General features: G+C 50.1%; 2 protein-coding genes. Both read left to right on the top strand.

Translation table 11 applies throughout. The features are described from left to right. The first annotated feature begins 5 nt into the window (after nt 1-5). Nucleotides 6-10,547 (top strand): SDR family NAD(P)-dependent oxidoreductase, encoded by a 10,542-nt coding sequence (locus MJQ52_RS02490; RefSeq protein ID WP_094246921.1) that lies wholly within the window; start codon nt 6-8, stop codon nt 10,545-10,547. Further along, a complete protein-coding gene (locus MJQ52_RS02485; RefSeq protein ID WP_094246920.1) occupies nt 10,537-26,838 on the top strand; it encodes a non-ribosomal peptide synthetase in 16,302 nt (5,433 codons plus the stop codon). The genes MJQ52_RS02490 and MJQ52_RS02485 overlap by 11 nt, the downstream gene beginning before the upstream one ends. Nucleotide 26,839: the final 1 nt, after the last annotated feature.

Raw genomic sequence — 26,839 nt, 5'->3', positions numbered from 1 at the left:
AAGGAATGATATCGGAAAAAATCAATATCTCACTGGATCATCCCATCATGAAAGGCCATATGGTCTTTGGTGAAGCGGTATTGCCCGGTCTTGCTTATATCGATTTGATTTATCAGGTTTTTCAGGAACACGGTTATGTATACAATGAGCTTGAATTGAAGCACGTTACGATTTATCAGCCTTTAACCGTCAGTGAAACGGCTGCAATCATTCTGACCATTCAATGTTCTGATAGCGGAGATGGAAAGTGGCTCATCTCCCTTTCAGGGCAGAAACAGCAAGGTGACGAGCTGTCAGACAATATACAATATGCGACGGCTGAAATGGTGAAAAGAGACGCTGTCACATTTGACGAAACCATTGATTTCGGCGATGTGAAGCAGTCAGCCAGGTCTCTGAATCTTGATGACATGTATAACCGCTGTCTGGATCATGACTTGGTTCATTCCGGGATGATGAAATCGAATGGACGATTGTACGAAACAGAAGGCGGCATGCTGGCTGAGCTTTCTTGCGAAGAAGGAAAAGATTTCTTTTTATTCCATCCGGCCCTTTTGGATGCGAGCGGGATCGGGGGGAGCGGTTTGCTTTCAGAAACAAACCGGCTTCACCTGCCTTTATATTATGAATCGTTCACGGCCGCTGACAGGCTTCAATCAGAATGCACGGCGCGTATCGCCGCTTCCGGCGTCCGTCAGGAAAAAGAACTCACAACGATGACGATCGAGTACTTCAGCCGATCCGGACAAAAGGTGGCGGAGCTTAAAAACATTACGGGAAAAGCGGTTCGGCTCGAAGAAGACGCGAATACAGCCGAACAGAATCAACAGGCTGCAACTGAGCCGGAAAGCGCAGATGAAAAAGACATCATTCTGTTTTTAAAGAAGCTTTTGGCTGATAAGCTTGGGCAGCCTTGGGAGACGCTGGACGTTCTTGCAGGCTACTACGAGCTTGGGCTGGATTCATCTTCTTTGCTTGAGATTGTACAGGATATCAGTAAAAAGACGGGTGCGGACCTCGCGCCCACTCTTCTCTTTGAATATACAAATATAAAAGAACTCGCAGTCTTTCTGAAAAAGACTGGTTCATTTGAATGTGCGGAGGAACGTGCAGCCGAACCATCACGGTCTGAAGCTGAGGCGCCGGACGCGCCAGAACTTCATAAAAACACCGGAGACATCGCGATTATCGGAATGGCCGGCCGCTATCCGAAAGCGAAAAGTGTGGCGGAGTTTTGGGAAAACCTTAAGGCGGGCACGGATTGCATCACTGAAGTTCCGAAGTCCCGATGGGATTGGAAAACATATCAAAACGTAACGTCCCCGTCTGGAAAAACAGTATCAAAATGGGGCGGTTTCATTGACGATGCCGACTGTTTCGATCCGCAGTTTTTCAGAATCTCACCGCGTGAGGCAGAAACGATGGATCCGCAGGAGCGCCTGTTTTTAGAAACATGCTGGGAAACGATTGAAGATGCGGGGTATACGCCTGAAACGCTGGGAAATAAAGGGGAGAAACAGCATCCGATCGGCGTATTTGCAGGGGTGATGCATAAAGATTATTCCTTAATCGGCGCAGAACAATTATCTGAAACTGATCCTTTTCCGGTTTCACTGAATTATGCGCAGATCGCCAACAGAGTGTCCTATTATTGTGACTTCCACGGGCCGAGCATCGCGGTGGATACCGTTTGTTCATCATCATTGACCGCCGTCCATCTGGCCATTGAAAGCATCCGCCGCGGCGAATGTGAAGCCGCGCTTGCGGGAGGGGTGAACTTGTCGCTGCACCCGGCGAAATATCTCAGCTACGGAAGCGTGGGCATGCACTCAAGTGACGGCCGCTGCCGTACATTCGGCGAGGGCGGGGACGGCTACGTTTCCGGAGAAGGAGTCGGTGCGGTCTTGCTCAAGCCGCTGGAAAAAGCCGAACGAGACGGCGACCGCATTTACGCGGTCATTAAAGGAAGCGCCGTTAACCACGTCGGGAAAGTAAGCGGAATTACCGTCCCGAGTCCTGCTGCACAGGCAGAAGTCATTAAGGCCTGTCTGAAAAAAGCAGGTATCAGCCCGCGGACCGTCAGTTATGTGGAAGCCCACGGCACGGGTACTTCGTTAGGAGACCCGATTGAAATTGAAGGTCTGTCAAAAGCGTTCAGCCAAGGGACGCAGGATCAGCAATTTTGTTCCATCGGTTCGGTCAAATCAAATATCGGTCACGCAGAATCAGCGGCGGGAATCAGCGGGTTAACAAAAGCGGCGCTGCAGCTTCATCACAAAACGCTTGTCAAATCACTGCATTCTGCGGAATTAAATCCTTACCTGAAATTTGAGGGATCTCCTTTTTACGTACAGCAGCAGACTGCTCCGTGGATGCAGCCGGCAGCCGAAGAAAACGGAAAAGTCACACATTATCCGCGCCGGGCCGGACTCAGTTCCTTCGGTGCATCAGGTTCGAACGCCCACATCATTTTAGAAGAATACATTCAGCCTGAACAAAAAGCGCCTGCACCTGAGAACGATGCAGCAAAACTCATCCCGCTGTCAGCAAGAAATAAAGACAGGCTTCTGGCCTATGCGGAAAAATTAGCCCGATCGCTTTCAGAAAAGACGGTGCTGTCTGAACTGGCTTATACACTTCAGACAGGACGTGAAGCAATGGAGGAGAGAGCTGTCTTCCTTGTAAATGACACCCGCGACTTGAAAGAAAAGCTGAATGATTTCGTAAAAGGAAACGAAAACATCCCCGGTCTTTGGCGCGGACAAGCCGAGCTGCCGGAACTGAGCGAAACCGCTCCAGAGACGGATGATCCGATACGGCTTGCCGAGTTATGGGCAGAAGGGAAAATAATAGATTGGAATAGGCTGTACGCTTCGGGTAAACCGCGTAAAACAAGCGTTCCGACGTATCCGTTTGCAAAAGAACGCTATTGGATTCCGCAGCAGAAAAAACAGGAGAAAAGCGTGTCAGGCACAGTGCTGCATCCGCTTTTACAAGAAAATACGTCAGATTTTTCGCATCAGCGCTTCACGTCTCTTTTTACTGGAGATGAATTTTTCCTATCTGACCATGTCGTCAACGGACAAAAAATACTGCCGGGTGTCGCCTATTTGGAAATGGCCAGAGAGGCGGTCAAAAAGGCCGCTGCCGTGACGGAAAAAGGCCATAGCGTCACACTCAGGCAGGTTGTTTGGGTCAGGCCGGTCATGATTGAAGACAAACCGAAGGAAATACATATTGCCCTTTATCCAGAAGATAATGGTGAGATTACCTATGAAATATTCAGTGAAACAGAAAACGGCGAAGATCCGGTTATTCACAGCCAGGGTGAAGCGGTCATTACCGAACCGGGAAGCGCCCAGATTGATATCGAGTCTGTCAAAGCTTCCTGCAATTCAGGGACCGTGACTGCGGAAGAATGTTACGGTGCTTTTGAGAAGATCGGTCTGGATTACGGAGAGGCATACAGAGGCGTACAGCAATTGCTGATCGGAGAAGACCGATTATTGGCCCGTATTTCACTCCCGGCTGCCGTACATGACAATAAAGAACAGTATACGCTTCACCCGAGTATGATGGACGCCGCTTTTCACGCCTCCGTCGGTCTGCTTGTCCGATCAATACATGACGATGCAGACAGCCACGAGCTTTCTCTGCCGTTTGCAATGCAGGAAGTGGAAGTGTTCGGGCCGTGTCCTGAACATATCTGGTCATATATCCGGTACACAGAAGGCAGCAAAGCAGATGACAACGTAAGAAAATTTGACATTGATATGTGCGATGATGCCGGTACGGTTTATGTCCGGATGAAAGGCGCGTCCGTCCGGGCGCTTGACACAGGCCAAACAGCAGGCGGTGAAACCCCGGAGGCGCCTGTCGGCCATACGATGCTGATTCCGGCTTGGGAGCCCGTTGCACTTAAAAAAACGAAGAAAGCAAAAACGGCGGAAAAGCAGACTGCGGTTTTCGGTGAAACTGACAGAACGCATACGCGCATAAAAGAACATCTGCCGAACGCTTCCTATTATCCGATCAGAGGTACGGATGATATCACATCTCTTACGCACATGCTTGAAGGACAAAAAGAACTGGAGCAAATCATTTGGCTTGCTCCGCAGGCTGAAAGTGCTGACAGCCTCAAGGAACAGGAAAGAAACGTTCTTCATGTGTTCAAGCTGATGAAAGCCTTGCTTGCCTTGGGGTACGGAGAAAAACATTTGGACTGGTGCATCGTCACAGCAAATGCCCAGCCATTTTCCGATCAAGACAGCGCCGACCCGTCACAAGCCGCAGTCAGCGGACTTGCCGGAACAATGGCGAAAGAATATCCGCATTGGAATATTCGCATGATTGACACGGAAACGGACGGCAGCTGGCCGATCGAAGAGGCGCTCAGTCTTTCTGCCGGAAAAAACGGTCAAATTTGGGCGTACCGCAATCAGCAGCTGTTTGAGCGGCAGCTGATACCGCTTGACAATATTCCGAAAAACGGCACGCTGTACCAAACAGGCGGAGTTTATGCCGTGATCGGAGGCGCCGGATATCTTGGCGAGGCATGGAGTGAATACATGATCCGCCGCTACAAAGCACATATCATTTGGATCGGAAGAAGCACACTGAATGATTCCATACAGGCGAAACTCGACCGGCTAAGCGCATTCGGCCCGGCGCCTGAATATGTTTCCGCCGATGCGGCTGACAGTGCTTCCTTAGAGCGGGCTTATCAGTTTATAAAAGAGCGTCACACAAAAATGAACGGAATCATCCACTCGGCAATGGATCTGTCTGAGCAAAGCTTAAATAATATGAAGACAGAAGAGTTCAAATCGGTGCTGCGGGCAAAAGCCGATGTCAGTGTGTCCATGGCGGAGGTATTTGGACGGGAGCCGCTTGACTTTGCGCTCTTCTTCTCCTCGCTTGTGGCATTTATCCATAACGTGAAACAAAGCCACTATGCCGCAGGATGCGCTTTCAGTGACGCATTTGCGAAAGAACTTGATCAGACGTGGAATTGTCCGGTCAAAGTCATGAATTGGGGCTATTGGGGCAACAGCGAAGCGGCTGAAGACGGCAATTTTATTCAGCTGATGGATCAGATCGGATTGGGATTGATCGAACCGGACGCTGCAATGGAGGCGCTTGAAACCCTTATGACGCTGCCGGTTGATCAAGCGGCTTTCATTCATACGACAAAACCGGTCGCAGTCGAAGGGATGAGTGAAACAGAAAAAATTTCCGTTTATCCGTCTCAGCCGCTTGTCTCTTCACAACAGCTGAAGGCCGCTCCGCCCGGCGCACGTCTTGTAAAAGAGGCTGAACATCAAAAGCTCGATGATTTTCTGTATCAGCTTTTGATCGCCCAGCTTAAAGAAGCAGACTTGCTGACGCCGCAAAGCCTTAAAGCGTATGAGCCCGAACACGAATATTTTAAAAAATGGCTCAATCAAACGATCGCTTTCCTTCTGGAACATGGTTATCTGGAAGGGAATGCGGATTCATATAAACTGTCGGCCCGTGCCGAAGACACAACCGCCTCGCTATGGCAAAAATGGGAGCAGGAAAAAGAGGAATGGCTCAATAACGCCGATACAAAAGCGATGACTGTTTTAGCCGAGACGATGCTTAAAGCACTGCCGGACATTCTGCGCGAAGACGTGCCGGCGACTGACATCATGTTCCCGCACTCTTCAATGGAACTTGTTGAAGGAATTTATAAGCACAATCAAGTCGCGGATTACTTTAACAGCGCCCTGTCAGAAACATTAACGGCTTATGTGAAAGAAAACATCAGCAAACATTCAAAAGCCGAGATCCGCATACTGGAAATCGGAGCGGGCACAGGCGGCACAAGCGCAGGCATATTTGAAAAGCTTAGGCCGTATCAAAACCATATAAAAGAATACTGTTACACCGATGTATCGAAAGCTTTTCTCGTGCATGCGGAGACGGAATACGGCAAACGGAATCCTTATCTGACGTATAAGCTTTTTAACGCAGAAGCGCCGCTTGCCGGCCAGGACATAGAGCCGGGCGCATACGACATCGTCGTTGCCGCCAATGTGCTCCACGCGACGAAAGACATCCGCCAGACGCTGAGAAACGCCAAAGCCGTTTTAAAAGACAACGGTTTGCTGCTCTTAAATGAAATGGCGGGAAACAGCCTGTTCCCGCATATTACTTTCGGACTGCTTGAAGGCTGGTGGCTGCATGAAGATTCCGCCCTTCGTATTCCGGGGTGCCCGGGCTTGTATCCGGAAAGCTGGAAGCGCGTGTTAGAAAGTGAAGGCTGGCATTCTGTCTTCTTCCCGGCAGAAGCGGCACATGAATTAAGCCATCAGATTATAGCGGCAAAAAGCAACGGCGTTGTTCGCCAAAAAACGCTTACATCAGGGGCCGGAAAACGGACCGCTCCGCCAAAAGCAGCATATACGCCGGAACTTCAGGCGCAAACAACGGTGCAAAAAGGCGACACGTCTTTAACAGAAAAAAGCACCGAGTACTTGAAAACGTTAATCGGAGAAACATTAAAAATTCCGCCGGCTCAAATTGATCCGAAAGCGCCGCTTGAAAAATACGGAATTGATTCTATCGTCGTCGTACAGCTGACAAACGCGTTACGAAATGTATTGGACCAAGTCAGCAGCACTTTATTTTTTGAATATCAGACGATCGAGGCGCTCGTCGCTCACTTAATCAAAACGAAAAAAGACGCGATGATCAAACTGACGGGACAAACGCCTGTTCAGGAAGAACGGAAGGCATCACCAGAACCGCAGGCTGTACAGCCGGCTCAGCCGCTTCGCACTGACTGGCGGCGGAGGGAAAAGCGGGCAGCCAAAGAGCCCGTCCGGCAAAGTTCGGTTCGCGACGTGGCCATCATCGGTGTTTCAGGACGCTACCCGCAGGCAAAAACAGCGGCTGAGCTTTGGGATAATATTAAAAAAGGAAAAAACTGCATAGAAGAAATTCCCCGGGAACGCTGGAACTGGCAGGATTACTACGATGAAGAGAAAGGTAAAGAAGGCTCTATTTATACGAAATGGGGCGGCTTCATTGAGGATATGGACAAGTTTGATCCGCTGTTCTTTCAGATTTCTCCTTTGGAAGCGGAGCGAATGGACCCGCAGGAGCGATTATTTTTAGAAACGGCGTATGCGAGTATCGAGGATGCCGGCTATACGCCTGACAACCTGTGCCAAAGCAGAAAAATCGGTGTTTTTGCCGGCGCGATGAACAAAAACTACCCGACAGGCTACGGCTACTGGTCCATTGCCAACAGGGTATCTTACCTTTTTGATTTTCAAGGGCCGAGCATTGCCGTTGATACAGCCTGCTCCTCTTCTTTGACAGCCATTCATCTGGCGCTTGAGAGCATATACAGCGGTTCAAGCGAATGCGCAATTGCCGGTGGCGTAAACATAGTGACCGACCCGATCCATTATATGAATCTGTCAGTCATGAACATGCTTTCCGCAAGCGACACGTGCAAATCGTTCGGAGACCGCGCGGACGGCTTTGTCGACGGAGAAGGGGTGGGCGCTGTCGTATTAAAGCCGTTGGAGCAAGCGATCGCCGATAACGATCACATTTACGGTGTGATTAAAGGAAGCACCATTAACAGCGGAGGCAAAACGAACGGATACACCGTTCCGAATCCGAATGCGCAGGCCGCCTTAATAAAAGAAGCTTTCCAAAGGGCAAACGTCCCGGCGCGCACCGTCAGTTATATTGAAGCCCACGGTACGGGGACCGCATTAGGAGATCCGATTGAAATCGCCGGATTAACGAAAGCATTTGAAGAGGATACAACAGACAAACAGTTTTGCGCCATCGGCTCCGCAAAATCAAATATCGGTCATTGCGAAAGCGCCGCGGGCATTGCGGGTCTGACAAAAATATTATTCCAGCTCAAAGACCGCCAAATTGCGCCGTCCCTGCACGCGGAACAGCTGAATCCAAATATTGATTTCGCGTATACGCCGTTTGCCGTTCAGCAGGAGCTCGGTGAGTGGAAACGTCCCGTCATCGGCGGCAAAGAGCTTCCGAGAAGGGCGGGGTTAAGCAGCTTCGGCGCGGGAGGAGCAAACGCCCACCTCATCATAGAAGAATATACGGCAGACAAAGTGCCTGATGAGACGCCGGCAGATCAGCCCGCCATCATCGTCCTGTCCGCAAAAAACAGCGAACGGCTCACTGAAAAAGCAAAACAGCTCAGAGACGCCATCCGTGAAAAAAGATACAGCGGCCGCGATCTTATGAGCATAGCCTTTACTCTCCAGACTGGCCGGGTGCCGATGGAAGAGCGTCTCGGTTTTATCGTCCATTCACTTCATGAACTTGAAGAAAAACTGAATGGATTTATCGCCGGACAAAACAGCGCCGGACTGCACCGTGACGGCACGGAAGAAAACAAACGGATGCTTGCCGTATTTGCGGCCGATGATGACATGGAAACCATCATAGACGCTTGGATCAGCAAAAGAAAATATTCTAAGCTGCTTGAGCTTTGGGTAAAAGGATTGGACATCAATTGGGCGAAATTATACGGAGAACGTCCTCCGGCCCGCATCAGCCTGCCTGCTTATCCGTTTGCGAAAGAACGCTTCTGGCATCAGCAGCCTGTACAAAGCAAGGCTGCGCCCGTTAAGGCGCCGGCTGATGAAACTGATCCGGCGGAGCAGTTTGAAGTAATGGCTTTTAGAGAAGTTCTTAAAGAACAGGCTCTGCCGGCTGCCGGAGAAAAGCAAGTCAAAACGGTGATTTCTTTCTTAACTGATCAGAAGAATCAGCAGGAAGCCATCTCTGTGATCAAATCGTATGACAGTGACATTGACGTTATTTTTATCGCTCAGGGAGACCGATATGAGGCTCTGTCCGCCGGCCGCTGCCAAGTGGTTCGGGAAGATCCGCAATCATATGTGAAGGCTTTTGCGGATATTCAAAAAGAGTACGGTGAAGCTTCCGCCATTTTGTATTTATGGGCGCTTGAAGATAAAAGCTGCATCGAAGATTATTCATGTATTGTCCATATTCTCAAAGCAATGGCTGAGACCGGTCTGCAGCCGGAAAGGCTGTTATTGGCGGGGGAATATGCATCCGGTCTGGAAAGGTGCTACTTGGAATCATGGATCGGCTTTGAGCGTTCGCTCGGCATTGTTCTCCCGAAAACAAGTGTTACCGGCCACTTCAGAAAAGCAGGTGCGGCCATAACGGACTGGATGAGAACCATTTGGGGCGAGCTGAAAGCTGAAACAGACCATACCGTTTTCTTGGAAGAGGGAAAACGATATGTCTATCACACCGAACCAACCGGACTAACGAAAGAAAACGGCAGGATCAGAACCGGCGGAACATATCTCATTACAGGCGGATTAGGAGGGCTCGGCTACTTATTTGCCCGCCATCTCGCCCGGAACTACCAGGCAAATGTCATTCTCACGGGGCGGTCGCCGATCAATGAAGAAAAGAAAGAAAAAATGAAAGACCTGGAAAATCTCGGCGCGGGTGTTCTTTACGCCGAAGCCGATGTTTGTGATCCGATCGGAATGGGCGACTGCATCAAGCGCTCGAAAGAACGATTCGGAGCCATTCACGGCGTCATTCATGCGGCGGGCATCGAAAGCAGAACATCCGTCTTTGAAAATGAAATCGGGAATTTCCGCAGTACGCTTGAACCGAAAATAAACGGAAGCCTGCTTCTTGACGAGTGGCTGAAAAACGAAACGCCTGATTTCATCTGCTACTTTTCATCCACATCGGCTGTTTTAGGAGATTTCGGCTGCTGTGATTACGCGGTCGCGAACAGGTTCCAAATGGCGTATGCCCGCTATAAAAACGAACAATCCGAAAGCGGAAACGCTTTTGTCATAAACTGGCCGGTATGGAAAAACGGCGGAATGGCCGTCGGCGGTGAAGAGACGACGGGCATGTACCTGCAATCAAGCGGCCAGCGCCTGTTAGAAACAAATGAAGGCATTGAGCTGTTTGAGCGCATCATTTCTCAAGACAACACCCAGTGCCTTGTCATTGCCGGCAAAAGAAGCCGTGCCGAACGATTTTTAGGCATACGGCGGGACGATTCATCAAAACCGGATGCGCTTTTGGAAACCGTGAGCCGCCGCATCCCGGAAGAAAGCACGGAAAAACGGCTCGAAGCGGATTTGAAAGAGCTGATACACAGTCTGCTGAAAATATCTAAAGATAAACTCGTCCTGCATAAAAACTGGGCGGAATTCGGATTTGATTCCATCTATTTAGCCAAATTTGCCGCTCTTTTGTCGAGTCATTACGGCATTGAAGTTACTCCGGCGTTATTTTACAGCTATGCCACGCTCGGAGACGTCATCAGCTATTACCTGACAGAACACAAAGAAACGATCGAAACGTTTTACCGAACGGAAGAAACCGAAACAGAAGCCGCCGCTCCGGATAACAAGGAGTATACGGATCAGGAGATCATCGCCATGATGAAACAGGTCTCTGAGGGGACATTAGATTTTAAAAGAGTGCAAGACATCATAGAAGGGAGTAAGACCTATGAATCATAAAGAACTTCTCGATGCCTACAGATCAGGAACGCTCACCATCGCTGAAGTAGAACAAAAGCTTCAGGCTTTCAAGCGGACAACTGCAAAACGTCCGCTTTCTGAAGGCCAGAAAGGTTTGTGGATGCTTCAGAAAATGTTTCCGGAGATGAGCGCATATAACATTCCGTTATGCTTTCGTTTTCAAAAGCTGGATATCGAGACATTCAAAAACGCCCTTTTGTCCGTGCAGCGCCAGCACCCTATTTTGACCAGTGTGATAAAAGAGGAAAACGGCCTTCCGTATCAGATAGAAGATACGGATCGGCATTTTCCGATTGAAGAAATGGATCTTTCTGAATTAAGCGGGCGTGACGTTCTTTCGTTTATTAAAGAAAAAGCAAAAGAACCGTTCGCGCTTGAAACCGGGCCGCTCCTTCGTGTTCATGTATTCCGGCGGGCGAAGCGGGAGCCGATTGTGTTAATCACCATTCACCATATCATTTTTGACGGCGTCTCTCTTATGACGTTTATGTCGGCGCTGCTGGACGCTTATGTAAAAGCAAGTGAAGGCAAAGAACCTGTCATGGTTCAGCAGGCCGCAGATTATCATGATTTTGTGAAATGGGAAAAAGAGCTGCTGGAAAGCGAAGCGGGAAAAACGCATCTCTCTTATTGGAAAAAGCAGCTGGAAGGACCGCTGCCGGTGCTTGAGCTTCCGTCGGATTATCCGAGATCATCGGTTCAAACTTGCAAAGGGCAGGCGTATCAGCCCTTGCTTCCTGATGAACTGAACCGGCAGATTAAAGTGTGCGCCCAAAAACATAATGTCAATGAATCCGTTGTGTATCTCGCTATTTTCAAAGGGCTGCTCTATCAATATACGAATCAGGAAGATGTCATCGTCGGCATGCCGACGATGGGGCGCTCTGAGGCTCAATTTGAGTCTGTCATCGGATACTTTATTAATATGATCGCGGTCAGAAGCAGGGAGACGGGCGCCAAATCCTTTACGGCGTTTTTGAAGGAGCTGCAGCTGACACTGGCAGAAGGGCTGGACCATGCCGCGTATCCGTTTCCCGCGCTTGTCAAAGAATTGAAGACGGAACGCTCGCCTGCGGTTTCGCCTGTTTTTCAAACCGCGTTTTTCTATCAAAACTTCTTCCGGACAGAAGGAGCGGAAAAGCTGGCGGAACTATATCAATCACTCGGCATCGAAATGATAGAAGACATTCATCAGGAAGGCGAATTTGAGCTTGCGCTTGAAGTCTATAAAAAAGAAACAGGAACCGTCCTGCAATTTCTGTACAACCCGGATGTCTACAGCCCTTCTTTCATCGAACGGATGGCGGAGCATTATATGAAACTGGCAGAAAAGGTGCTTTCTGATCCGGAGATCGCTTTTGAAGCCTGTTCCGGCCTGCTCAATCAAAAACGTGAAGCAAGCCGTTCATCCCATCAGCCGAATGAGCGCTGCATTCATGAAGTGTTTGCGGAAAAAGCCGGACGCCACCCTGACAGAGAAGCCGTCACATTCGGTGAAAACAGTCTTACATATCGCGAATTAGATGAACGAAGCACGGCGCTCGCCGTGCACCTGCAAGAAAAGGGCGTCACACCGGAATGCCCGGTCGGCATTTGTACGGAGCGTTCTTTTGAGATGGTCATCGGCATCCTCGCCATTTTAAAAGCGGGAGGCGCGTATGTGCCGCTGGACCCGGCTTTTCCAAACGAACGGATGGCGCACGTGTTGACTGACAGCGGCGTTTCAATCGTATTAACGCAAGCAAAGACGCGCGGCATGATTGAACAGTTGGCCATCGGCGGTGTGAGCACGGTGGAAATTGAAAACAGCGGACGTTCTGTCAGCGGGGCAAAACTGACGCCGCGTTCAAAACCGCATCATCTCGCTTATATTCTATATACGTCCGGAAGCACGGGAAAACCGAAAGGCGTCATGGTTGAGCACAGGGCCATCATGAATACGCTGCAGTTTTTGGAAGCTGAGTATCCGGTCGCACAAGAGGATGCCTATTTGTTAAAAACGAATTACGTATTTGACGTTTCGATTTCTGAATTATTCGGCTGGTTTATCGGAAACGGACGGCTTGTCATTTTGCCGCCTGGTGCAGAAAAAAATCCGCAGCTTTGCATGGAATACATCCAAACCCACCAGGTCACGCACCTGAATTTTGCTCCCGCCGTGTTTAATGTATTTCTGGAAACGGTAAAGCGGCATACGGCATTTACAGAAGACGGCCCTGTGAAATATGTGATGGTGGCCGGTGAGGCGTTTCCGAAAGATTTAGTCAAAAAGTCAGTTTCCATCTTCAAACATGCCAGAATTGAAAACATATACGGCCCGACGGAAACATCTATTTATGCCGCTTACTACAGCTGCGGCCAAAAGGAAATCACAAGCAGGAATACGCCGATCGGGAAACCGATTCACAATACGCGGCTTTATATCGTCGATGAAAAGCTTAGCCCCGTCCCTGACGGTGTGGCCGGGGAGCTTTGCGTGGCCGGCGCCGGTCTGGCCAGAGGCTATTACAATCAGCCTGAGCTGACGGCGGCATCATTTATTGATAATCCGTTTAGTGAAGGAGAAAAACTTTACAAGACAGGTGATTTAGCCAGATGGCTGCCTGACGGAAATATAGAATATGCCGGCCGGATTGACAGTCAGGTGAAAATTCGCGGATTCCGCATCGAATTGGGAGCGATTGAAACGAAATTGAACGAACATCCGGACATTCTTGATCAGGCGGTTGTTGTTCAGGAAAAGAACGGACATAAAAAGCTGATTGCTTATTATACGGCCCGCTCCGGTCATACGGCAGATGAAAAAGCGCTCCGCAACCATCTTTTATCGAGTCTGCCGGATTATATGGCGCCTGCTCATTTTATCCGTCTGGATGCGCTGCCGTTAACACCGAGCGGAAAAGTGAACCGCAAAGACCTAAAACAGCGCAAGGTAATTGTTCACCGGTCTGAAAAGACGGGCAGACTGCCGTTATCAGAAGCGGAAGCGAAAGTGACCGCAATATGGGAAGACCTGCTGAATACGGCGGGCATCAAAATCGAAGACGGCTTTTTCGATGTGGGAGGCGACTCGCTTTTGGCTGTTGCGGCGGCAGAACGCATTAAACAGGAGCTGGAATGCGATTTTACCGTTACGGATTTATTCGAACACTCTACCATTCAGGCGATCAGCCGATTTATTGTTGAAACAAAACAGGCGGCTGAATCAGAGGCGCCCGGCCAAGATGAGAGAGAAAGAGAACAAACACCGCAAAACGGGGTGCCGTCTTACTTTGACGACAGTGTGGCGATAGTGGGGATTTCCTGCCAGTTCCCCGGCGCGAAAAATCATCATGAGTTTTGGAAGCAGTTAAGAGAAGGAAAGGAAAGCGTCCGGTTCTACTCGGAAGAAGAACTTCGGGAAGCCGGCGTGCCTGAAGATTTGATCGAAAATCCCGACTATGTGCCGGCATTATCGACGATAGAAGGAAAAGATCTCTTTGACCCTGAGTTCTTTCACATTTCTCCGAAAGACGCAGAATTTATGGATCCTCAGCTTCGGCTTCTGCTGCTTCATTCTTGGAAAGCCGTCGAGGACGCGGGATATGTATCCAAAGAGATTCCGAAGACAAGCGTATATATGTCGGCAAGCAATAATTCGTATCGGTCGCTTTTGCCGGAAAAAACGACAGAAGGCCATGAATCTCCCGACGGCTATGTCTCATGGGTGTTAGCGCAGAGCGGTACGATTCCGACGATGGTTTCCCATAAGCTCGGATTAAAAGGGCCAAGCTATTTCGTTCATTCCAATTGCTCATCATCATTAGTCGGTCTTTATTCAGCCTATAGAAGTATAACGAGCGGAGAATCGGAATACGCGCTCGTCGGCGGAGCAACGCTGCATGCAGCGACCGGCATCGGCTATGTGCATCAAAACGGATTGAATTTTTCAAGCGACGGGCATGTCAAGGCATTTGACGCTTCAGCCGACGGTATGGCGGGCGGAGAAGGAGCGGCCGTCATTCTGCTGAAAAAGGCGTCGCAAGCCGTTCAGGACGGAGATCACATATACGCCATGCTCAGAGGCATCGGTCTGAACAATGACGGAGCGGATAAAGTCGGTTTTTACGCACCGAGTGTAAAAGGTCAGACTGACGTCATCCAGCATGTTTTAGACAGCACGAATATTCACCCGGAGACGATTTCCTATATCGAAGCGCACGGCACAGGAACGACATTGGGTGATCCGATTGAAATGTCAGCGCTGCAGCAAGTGTATAAACGTTACACGGACCGGGAGCAGTATTGCGGGATCGGCTCCGTAAAAACGAATATCGGACATTTGGATACAGCAGCAGGTCTGGCCGGGTGCATCAAAGTCGCCATGAGTTTATATCATCGGGAGCTGGCGCCTACCATTAATTACACGTCACCGAATCCGAATATCAAATTCAGCGGTTCGCCGTTTTATGTGGCGGATAAGAGAAAACCGCTTCCGGAGAGAGAGACGCCGCACCGGGCAGCGTTAAGCTCATTCGGACTCGGAGGAACAAACGCACACGCCATTTTTGAACAGTATGAAAACAAAACGATCAGCGGATTAAATGACGGACAGCCGCCTTATATCGTTCCGCTGTCAGCGAGAAATAAGCAGCGTCTTACTGCCTATGCATCTTGTTTATCCGGCTTTCTGGATGAAGCCGAAAACGATGTTTCCTTGCATGATCTGGCATTTACGTATCAGACCGGACGTGAAGCGATGGAAGAGAGAGCCGTTTTTATCAGTCATGATCATCACGATTTGAAGCGTCAGCTGCAGGATTTTATCAACGGCAATGACCAAAACATCTTACGGGGCGAAAAAGTGAGAAGCAGAGAAGTGTCGGCTCAGGAGATGGAAGAGCTTGCGGCATGTCAGACACGTGATGAAAAGCTGAAAGCATTTGCGGCGCTCTGGATTGAAGGAGCGCGTGTTGATTGGGGCTTATTGTATCAGGATTCCGCGCCGCGAAGAATCAGTGCGCCGACCTACCCGTTCGCAGAGGAGCGCTTCTGGCCGGAAGAAACTGTGAAGCAAACAGATGCGAAGTTTTTGCATCCGCTGGTACATCAGAATACATCCGTCTTGCAGGAGCAGCGGTTCAGTTCGGAATTCACGGGAAAAGAGTATTTTATTGCCGAGCATATCATTAAAGGAATGGCGATCGTGCCGGCTGCCGTTACCCTTGAGATGGCACGGGCCGCGGCGGAGAAAAGCATCGGCGGGGCAACAGAGGATTCTCTCGGCCTGCGCTTAAAGAATATCGTATGGGTACGCCCGGTGATAGCCGATCAGGACGCTGTCCGTGTCCATATCGGACTTTATGAAGAAGAGGACGGACAGATTCAATACAGAATGTACGGCGGTAACGATTCTATCGGTGAAGAAGCTCCTCTTTATAATCAGGGCATCGCTGAAATCATCCGGAAGGAACCGGAGGAAGCGGCGGATATTGAGCAGCTGAAGCGCCGGTGCACACAGGGAACAATCGAATCTCAAGCGTTTTACAAAGGAATGATCGGAGCTGATTACGGGCCTGGCTACAAAGGTGTCCAGCTTGTATACAAAGGCGAAGACCGGCTGCTTGCTAAATTGAAGCTTCCTGAATCCGTCTCCCATACGAAAGCTGATTATATCCTTCATCCGAGTATGATGGACGGTGCGCTTCAGGCCGCCGAATATTTGCAAAACGTGACGAGAGCGCTGCTGGCAGAAAGCGGGGAACCATTCAAAGCCGCATTGCCGTTTGCTTTAGAGGAGCTGGACGTTCTGAATCCGTGCGCTGATGATATGTGGGTGCACGTCACATTCAGTGCGAACAATAAAGCCGGCGATCCTATCCAAAAAGCAGATATTGATTTATATGACAATAACGGCGGGCTTTGTGTGCGGATGAGAGGTTTCTCAACGCGAATCATGGAAGAAAACGCGGGTGCCGGCGTTTCGGTCAGCCGTACGGACACATTGTTCGCTGAACCGGTCTGGAAAGAGCAGCCGGAACCGGCCGATCATGCGCCTTCGTATGAACAGCATATCATTTTCCTTTGTGAGTACGATGAAGCCGTTAAACAAGCTGTCGAAGCAAAGCTTGAACATGCAAGCGTCATTATCTTGGACGATCGTCCCGCATCTATTGCAGAGCGGTATCATTCTTATGCGGGTCAGCTGTTTGACCATATCAAAACCATAATGAAAAGCAAGCCGAAGGGCCGCGTGCTTTTTCAGGCTGTTACGCGGTCAGCAGGCTTACAGCAGGTGTTCTCAGGCATTACCGGCCTCTTCAAAACCGCAGGCCTTGAACATTCCAAGCTGATCTGTCAAATGATCGAAGCCGAGGAGAAAGAAAGTGCTGAAGGCATCGCGGAAAAAGCGGCGGAAAACCGTATGCATGCCGAAAGCGTCCATGTGAAATATGAAAACGGCAAGCGCTTTGCCGCTGATTGGGAAGAGATGGATATTTCTCAAGCGGAGCCGGACATTCCGTGGAAAGACGAAGGCGTTTATCTCATTACAGGAGGTGCTGGAGGTTTAGGTCTGATTTTTGCAAAAGAGATCGCAAACCGTACAAAAGATGCCGTCATCATACTAACCGGCCGGTCCGCTCTCGGAGAAAAGCAGAAAGACATGCTGGAAATAGTACGTGCTGCCGGCTCTTCTGTTTTCTACGAGCAGACCGATGTCACGGACGAAGCAGAAGTATACCGATTGATCCGCAATATCCGTAAACGGCACGGCAAGCTGGACGGGATTGTTCACAGTGCCGGCATTATAAAAGACAACTACATGGTGAAGAAGACGGCAGAGGAATTCCAACACGTTCTCGCTCCGAAAGTGAAGGGCCTTGTGTATCTTGATGAAGCGTCACAACATGAGAAATTAGATGTCTTTATTGTCTTCTCATCCTTATCAGGTGTGCTTGGAAGCGTCGGCCAGGCTGATTATGCGTCTGCAAATGTCTTTATGGAGATGTATGCCGAGTACCGCCGTTCTTTACAAGCCGCAGGACAAAGATACGGAAAGACGCTTTCTGTCAGCTGGCCGTTATGGAAAGAAGGCGGAATGCAGGCAGGAAAGCAGACGGAAGATATGCTGATGCAGGAGGCGGGAATCGCACCGCTCGGCACAGATGCCGGCATCAAGGCTTTATATCAAGGCTTGATGAGCGGGACAGCCCGGATGACGGTTCTTGAAGGAGATGTGAAAAACATGAAAGCAAAACTGTTTCGCAAAGAGAATGATCATCCGGAAGCAGAGACCGGCGTACGTCATGACGTTGATGCTGACAGCCTGCTTGAAAAAGTGAAGCATCTGTTAAAACAGCAGACGGCCTCGCTGTTAAAAGTAAACATTGACAAAATTGATCCTCACGAAGAAATGACAAAATACGGGCTGGATTCTATCTCGATGACTGAGTTTACGAACCAGTTAAACAAAACGTACCGGCTTACGTTAACGCCGACGATTTTCTTTGATCATCCGACAATCCATGAATTTGCCGTTCATTTAATCAGTGAATACGAAGAGGAATTTGCCGGACGGTTTGCGGTAAATACAAAAACGGTTCAATCGGCAAGACCGGTAAAAGAGACTCAAATCACGCGCCCGGCCGTTAAGCGGCGCCGCACTCTGCCTGAGACACTTCCGCAGACAGTGCAGCGGGACCAAGGGCCGGAACCGATCGCAATCGTAGGCATCAGCGGGATTTTCCCGATGGCAGAAGACATTGAAGCTTTCTGGCAGAACCTGAAAGAAGGCAAAGACTGCATGACCGAGATTCCGAAAGACCGCTGGGACTGGCGGGACTATTACGGGGATCCCGCAAAAGAAGCCAATAAAACAAACGTCAACCAAGGCGGGTTTATTGACGGAATTGCTGAATTTGATCCGTTGTTTTTCGGGATTTCACCGCGGGAAGCGGAGCAAATGGACCCTCAGCAGCGCCTCTTGCTGACGTATGCGTGGAAAGCGATTGAAGATGCCGGATATGCGTCAAAGAGTCTCTCAGGCACAAAGACAGGTGTGTTTATCGGGACCGGAAACACCGGCTACGGTTCTCTTTTAGCCAATGCCGATGCGGCGATTGAAGGGTCATCCGCGGCGAATACAAGTCCGTCTGTCGGACCGAACCGTGTCAGCTATACGCTCAATCTGCATGGGCCGAGCGAGCCGATTGATACCGCCTGCTCAAGCTCGCTCGTTGCCATACACCATGCCGTTTCTTCAATTGAAGAAGGGACGTGCGACATGGCTTTGGCGGGAGGAATCAATACGATTGTTCTTCCGGATGTGTATATCAGCTTTGACAAAGCGGGCGCGCTGAGTAAAGAAGGAAGATGCAAAACGTTCTCCGATCAGGCTGACGGTTTTGCCCATGGTGAAGGAGCCGGGCTCTTTTTCCTCAAAAAGCTGAAAGCCGCTGAGGCGGATGGGGACCATATTTACGGCGTCATTAAAGGAAGCGCGGTGAATCACGGCGGCCGTGCGGCATCTTTAACAACGCCTAACCCGAAACAACAGGCGGAAGTCATTAAAGCCGCATACAAAAAAGCGGGCATTGATCCGAAAACAGTCTCTTATATCGAAGCGCACGGCACCGGAACAGAATTGGGGGATCCCGTTGAAATTAACGGCCTGAAACAAGCGTTCAGCTCGTTTGCAGACGGAAAAGAGAAAGCGGCCGGCTATTGCGGCTTAGGGTCGGTCAAAACGAATATCGGCCATTTATCCCTTGCCGCGGGAGCAGCGGGCATTATTAAAATTTTGCTGCAGATGAAGCATCGGACATTAGTCAAAAGTCTCCACTGTGAGACGGTAAATCCGTATATTCAGCTTGAAGACAGTCCGTTTTACCTGGTGCGGGAGACGATGGAATGGAAGACGCAGACAGACGAACGCGGAAACGAACAGCCGCGCCGCGCGGGCATCAGCTCATTCGGCATCGGAGGCGTAAATGCCCACGTCGTCATCGAAGAATACATCCCAGAAGACAGAGAGGATGCAGATGATTCTCATATCGACCCATGTCTTTTCGTTCTGTCCGCCAAAAATGAAAAACGCCTGAAAGAGCAGGCAAAACAGCTGAAACGTGCGCTTACTGAAAAACGGTACGATCAATCCAGCCTCGTTTCTATGGCATATACCCTCCAGATCGGAAGGGACGCCATGGAAGAACGCCTGGCGGTTATTGCCGGATCCGCAGAAGAACTGCAGGAAAAACTGTCACAGTTTATCACTGGAGATAAGCATGCGGATTTGTACAGAGGAAGAATAGACAAAGGCACGCTGCAAATGCTGACGGAAGATGAAGAAATTCAAGAAGCCGTTGAAAAATGGATGGCACGCGGCAAATACGCGAAGCTGCTTGAATTATGGGTCAAAGGGTTGAACGTCGATTGGGCGAAGCTGTATGGAGACCGGCCGCCTAAACGCATGAGCCTGCCGTCGTATCCTTTTGCAAAAGACCGCTATTGGGCGGCGAAACACACCGGAAAACACGAAAAAACAAGCACTGTGTCTGCCGGAAAACAAGACGCGCTTCATCCGCTTCTGCACAGAAATACTTCAAACCTTGCAGAACAGCGGTTCAGCTCAATCTATACAGGAGAAGAATTTTACCTTGCGGATCATGTTGTAAAAGGCGTGCCGGTTTTACCGGGGGTGGCACATCTTGAAATGGCGCGCGCAGCAATGGAACAGGCATCTGAAGTACCGGCCGGACAAGGAAGCGTCAAGCTTAAGAATACGGTTTGGGTGCGGCCGATCACCATTGAAGACGAGCCGGTTCATGTCAACATCCGTCTCATTCCTGAAACGGCAAATGACGTTCAATTCGACATTTACAGCGGCCGGGAAACAGATCAGCCGTCCGTTTACAGCCAAGGGGCAGTATCAGTCCGCCCTGACGCAAAGGCTCCGGTCATTGATCTGCAAAAACTGAGATCACAATCCGCCGAGACACCGTTTTCTGCAGATGAAGTGTACGATATGTACCGCAAAATCGGTTTTGATTACGGCCCGGCTTTCCGGGGTGTCAAAGCGATTTATACAGGTGATGATTTCGTATTGGGCAGACTGTCTCTTGATGCGGCTTGTGCGGACACGGTACAGGAGTATGTCATGCATCCGGGCTTAATGGACTCTGCATTGCAGGCATCAAGCATATTAACCGGAACAAATGATGAAAAACTGATGCTTCCGTTTGCGGTTCAGGAGCTTGAAGTATTCAGCGCATGCGCTGCCGAGATGTGGGTTTACGCCAGACTTTCTGAAGACCAGAAAGCCGGCCAGATTGAAAAGCGCGATCTTGATATTTGTGATGAAAACGGCAAGGTTTGCGTAAGGCTGAAAGGTTTGTCATTCAGAATGGCTGAAAAAGAACCTGAGAAAAAAGAAAAAGCTCCGGAAACGCTCATGCTTGAGCCGGTATGGACACGAAGCGATGAAACTGCCGTTCAAACGGAACCCGTTTTTGCCCGGCATATCGTAATGCTTTGTGACACAGACGCCGGATTAAAACAAGCCGTTGAAGCCGCGGGAGCTGAATGTTTTGAAATGACCTCCCCGCACGGGAAAGCGGCGGCGCGCTTCCGTGATTATACAGGATGGATATTGGAGACGCTGCAAAAACTGCTGAAGGAAGAGACGGAAGGAGACGTCCTTATCCAGACGGTTCTCGCTAAAACAGATAAGCATCAGCTGCTCTCAGGGATTTCAGCTCTGCTAAAAACAGCCGGCCTGGAACATAAAAAACTGAAAACCCAGCTGATTGAAATAGAACCGGCGGAAAACGGCAGAATCACAGACATCATCAGAGAAAATAAAACAAGGGCTGATGACAGCCATATCAAATATGAAAACGGCATCCGATACAGCGCAGATGTCAAAGAAACGGCCGTGTCCGGCGGCAAAGTACGCATTCCGTGGAACGACGGAGGCATTTATCTCATTACCGGAGGAGCCGGGGGCTTAGGATTTATTTTCGCGAAAGAAATTGCCCGGAAAGTCAAAGAGCCGACACTGGTTTTGACAGGCCGTTCCGCATTAAGCGAGAATCAGCGGATGCAGCTGCAATCGCTTGAATCACTCGGAGCAAAAGCGGAATACAAACAGGCTGATGTAACAAACGCTCAAACTGCGGCAGACCTGGTCAAAACAATTGAAACGGAATATGGCGGCCTTCACGGCATCATTCATAGCGCGGGTGTGATGAATGATCAATATATCGCAAAGAAAACAACCGAAGAGTTTTACAGTGTATTGGCTCCTAAAACGGACGGATTTGTCAACCTTGATGAAGCAACCGAGCATTTAGCGCTGGACTTTTTCATCGTTTTCTCATCCATTTCCGGTGTCACCGGGAATGCGGGACAGGCGGATTATGCGGCGGCAAACGCATTTATGGACAGCTATGCGGCATACCGCAACGCGCTGGTTACGGCAATGTACCGCCACGGTCACACATTGTCAATCAATTGGCCGCTTTGGAAAGACGGCGGAATGCAAGTCAATGAAGAAATGGCGAAGCTCACCGAAAAAAGAACCGGCGTAACACCGATGCGCACTGAAACCGGAATAGAAGCTCTTTACAAAGCATGGAGCACGGGGAAAACAAGCGTGCTCGTCATGGAAGGAAACCGCGCCGTAATGCGGGAAAAACTGCTTCAAAAGACTCCCGCAGCCGCTTTTGCACCGGTTAAGAAAACGGAGGAAACGCCTGCGCCGAAAGACCTGACGGCCAAACTTCAGGAATTGCTGGCAAAAGAAGTTTCCGGGCTTCTGAAAATAAACATTGAAGAAATCGATAGCGAATTGGAGTTCAATCAATACGGATTTGATTCCATTACGCTGACGGAATTCGCCAACAAGCTGAATGACACTTATCAGCTTGATCTCACACCGACCATATTTTTTGAATATGCGACGATTCAAGCCTTGGCGCATCATTTAGCAGAAGACTATCAAACACAATTTGCAGGCAGCACACAGCCGAAAGAAGAAAAACAAAGCGGTGTAACAGATGATGGCGGCATCAGACTGGCAGGGAACAAACGATTTGCAAAAACAGCCGTACAGCCGGTTCAGACTGCGGCTGAACATAAACCGGAACCGATTGCCATTGTCGGCATGAGCGGAGTGTTTCCGAAAGCCGCAAATATTGATGAGTATTGGCGCAATTTAGAAGAGGGAAAAGATTGTATAACAGAGGTGCCGGCGGATCGCTGGGACTGGCGGGAGTATTACGGTGACCCGCTTAACGAAGCCAACAAAACAAATGTAAAGTGGGGCGGATTTATTGACGGAGTTGCGGAATTTGATCCGCTGTTCTTCGGAATTTCACCGCTGGAAGCCGAACAGATGGATCCCCAGCAGCGCTTGTTAATGATGTATGCGTGGAAGGCGATAGAAGATGCGGGATATTCCGCTAAAAGCCTTTCCGGCACGAAAACAGGCCTGTATATCGGCACGGGGAATACCGGATACGGCTCACTGTTTTCCGACCTGGATATCGGCGGTGCGTCAGCCGCAAATATGAGTCCGTCAGCAGGGCCGAACCGCGTCAGCTATATGCTCAATCTGCACGGGCCGAGTGAACCGATCGACACGGCTTGTTCCAGCTCGCTGGTCGCGATTCATCACGCCGTATGCGCCATTGAAAACGGGAACTGCGAGATGGCGATCGCCGGCGGCGTGAATACCGTCGTCACACCGCAAGGCCACATCGCTTATGACAAAGCGGGTGCGCTGAGCAAAGAAGGGAAATGCAAAACGTTCTCCGACAGGGCGGACGGATTTGCCGTCAGTGAAGGTGCCGGAATTCTGTTTTTGAAAAAGCTGTCAGAAGCGGAAAAAGCGGGCGATCATATTTACGGCGTCATTAAAGGCAGCGCGGTCAACCACGGCGGACGCGCGAACTCCTTGACGACACCGAACCCGAAAGCCCAGGCGGAAGTCGTCAGAACGGCTTATGACAAAGCAGGCATTGATCCGAGAACCGTCACTTATATAGAAGCGCACGGAACCGGAACGGAGCTTGGCGATCCGGTCGAAATCAACGGCCTGAAATCCGCCTTTCAAAAGCTATACGAAAAAACAGGCGATTCCGCCGTTTACGCGAGTCACTGCGGTCTGGGATCAGCTAAAACCAATATCGGCCACCTGTCACTGGCAGCCGGTGTCGCGGGTGTGATCAAAGTGCTGATGCAGATGAAGCATAAAACACTTGCAAAAAGCCTCCACAGCGAGGTCATCAACCCGTATATCAAGCTGAAAGACAGTCCGTTTTACATCGTACAGGAAAAAAGAGAATGGACGGCATTGAAAGACGAAAACGGCAATCATCTGCCGCGCCGTGCGGGAATCAGTTCTTTCGGCATCGGCGGCGTAAACGCCCATGTCGTCATTGAAGAATATATCCCGAAGGAAGAAAGAAAAACAGCTGTTTTCACACACCCTCAAATCTTTGTGCTGTCGGCCAAAGAAGAAGAACGTCTGCAGGAACAAGCGCAGCAGCTGGCGCAAGCTTCTTTTACGGATGCTGATCTTGCCGATGTTGCTTACACGCTTCAGCAGGGACGTGATGCGATGGAAGAAAGAGCGGCCATTATCGCTTCCTCGGCCGAAGAACTGCGGGACAAGCTAAAAAGCTGTGCGAAAGGACGTTATGATATAGCGGGCATTTATAAAGGAAAAGCGGGTAAAATCCCGCTGAAATCCATTCTGGCAGGCGCAAACGGCGAAGCGGATATCGAAGAGCTGATAAGCCGCCGGGAGAATGACAAGCTTGCGGAATTATGGGTGCAGGGCGCGGATATCAAATGGGACGGCTTATATTCTGATATCAAGCCCCAACGGATGAGTCTTCCTGCTTACCCGTTTGCGAAAGAGCGGTACTGGATCACGGACAACCGGCCGAAAGCAGAAAAACCGCAAGCTGTGCCGACGGCGCGGGTGCTGCACCCGCTGCTTCACGAAAATGTATCGGATTTAACAGAGCAGCGGTACCGATCCGAATTTACGGGACAAGAGACGATTTTCACCGATCATCTTATTAAAGGCAAGCCGGTCATGCCGGGCGTTGCCTACTTGGAAATGGCCAGGGCGGCGGTTGCTCAGGCAGTCAAAGGGCAAAAGGAACGTCCTTCTGTCATCCGTCTGAAAAACATCGTTTGGGTTCGGCCGATCGAAGCGGGAAACCGCCCGATTGAAGCGCAAATCAGCCTGAACCCGAGGGAAAACGGTGAAATCGTGTATGACATTTACACCGATTCACAAACAGAAGCAAGCGGCAGGCAGATACACTGTCAGGGGGCTGCCGGCATTCTCAGCGCCGGTGAGGCTCCGCACCGTGATATAGGCGCACTGAAAGCTCAATGCGGCCGCAGCATGCTGACTTCTGAACAGTGTTACGGCTTATTCAGCAAAATCGGCATTGACTACGGTCCCGGACAACAAGGAATTCAGCACATTCATATCGGAAGCAATCAAGCATTAGCTGAGCTCCGTCTGCCTTCCTTCCTCGAAGAAACGGCAGATCAATACGTTCTTCACCCGTGTATGCTTGATTCAGCTCTGCAAGCGACAATCGGACTGAAGCTGCATGCAGATGATAACCAGCTGTCACTGCCGTTCGCCCTTGAGGAACTGGACATTTTCAGCCCGTGCACGACAAGCATGTGGGCGTATGTCAGCTCCCGGGGAACGGATGAAAAAATACAGCGGCTGGACATTGACTTATGCGATGAGACAGGCCGGGTCTGTATCAGGATTAAAGGGATTTCTTCCAGAAGGATGGAAGGCCCGGCGCCGGAAACATCATTAAATGGAGCAAACCTTCTGGCTCCGGTATGGGATCTTGCGGAATTCCGTGACCCAAGCCCGGCATATAAGACGGAAGAGGTTGTCTTTATCGCAGGGGATGAGGAAAGCACGGCTTTTCAATTGCATCATCCTTCTGCGAAACGGCTTCATATCAACCCGGAGGATGAAATAGAGGCTGTTGCGGCTGAACTGAAAGCAAGAGGGTCTTTCGGGCATATCGTATGGATCGCTCCTTTTCACAGCGCTGATGACATGGTGAAAGCTCAAGATGCGGGCGTCATCCAGATGTACAGAGTGATTAAGGCGATGCTTGCTTTAGGATACGGAGGCAAGCGAATCAGCTTGACAGCAGTCACAATAAAAACACAGTCCGTACAGCCGGCGGACATCATTGATCCGGCTCATGCAGGCATTCACGGTTTGATCGGTTCGCTCGCAAAAGAGTATCCGAACTGGCAAACACGGCTGATTGATGCCGGATGTCCGGAAGATGTTTCAAAGGCGGAGCTGTTCTCAGCGCCGTTTGATGAGCAAGGCAACACTTGGGCGTACCGGAACAATCACTGGTACAAACAGCGTCTCATTCCTGTACAGCAGCCGGTGTCAAGCCGGACCGCTTACCAAAAAGGCGGCGTTTATGTCGTCATCGGCGGCGCGGGGGGCATCGGCGAGGCATGGAGCGAATATGCCGTGAAAACGTATCAGGCGCGAGTCGTTTGGATCGGCAGACGAAAACATAACAGCGCCATCCAGGAAAAAATCGACAGACTCAGCCAATTCGGGCCGGCGCCGATTTATATTGAAGCTGACGCGGCAAATCCGGATGAGCTCACACGGGCGTATGAAACGATCAAACGCACGCACCCGCAAATTAACGGAATCATCCATTCCGCAATTGTTTTAGAGGATCAGAGCCTGGCGAATATGCCGGAAAGCCGTTTGAAAAGCGTGCTCGCTGCAAAAGTCAATGTCAGCGTGAATATGGCCCGCGTGTTCCAAAATGAGCCGCTGGACTTTGCTTTGTTCTTCTCATCTGTTCAATCATTTGCACGAGCGGCCGGACAAAGCAATTATGCTGCCGGGTGCAGTTTCAAAGATGCCTTTGCCGCTCATTTGGCTCAAGTTCGGCCGTATTCGGCGGCAGTGATGAATTGGAGCTACTGGGGCAGTGTCGGAATCGTATCATCTGCCGAATATCAAGAGCGGATGAAACAGGCGGGAGTCGGATCAATTGAAGCGCCGGAAGCAATGGCGGCGCTTGAACGATTGCTCGGCGGCCCATTGAATCAGTTTGTCATGATGAAACAGGCGGAAGAGCCGGAGGAAAAACCGGAAGAAATGATAGAAGTATACCCTGAACATCACGGCTCGGCGATGCAAAAACTGCGAAGCTATCAGCCTAAAGTAACAAGACATGTACAACAATTGAGTTAAG

Origin of the sequence: Bacillus sp. jun7 (genome assembly GCF_051034795.1) — a bacterium.
GTDB lineage: Bacteria > Bacillota > Bacilli > Bacillales > Bacillaceae > Bacillus > Bacillus velezensis.
This window is presented reverse-complemented; position numbering and strand designations above follow the sequence as displayed.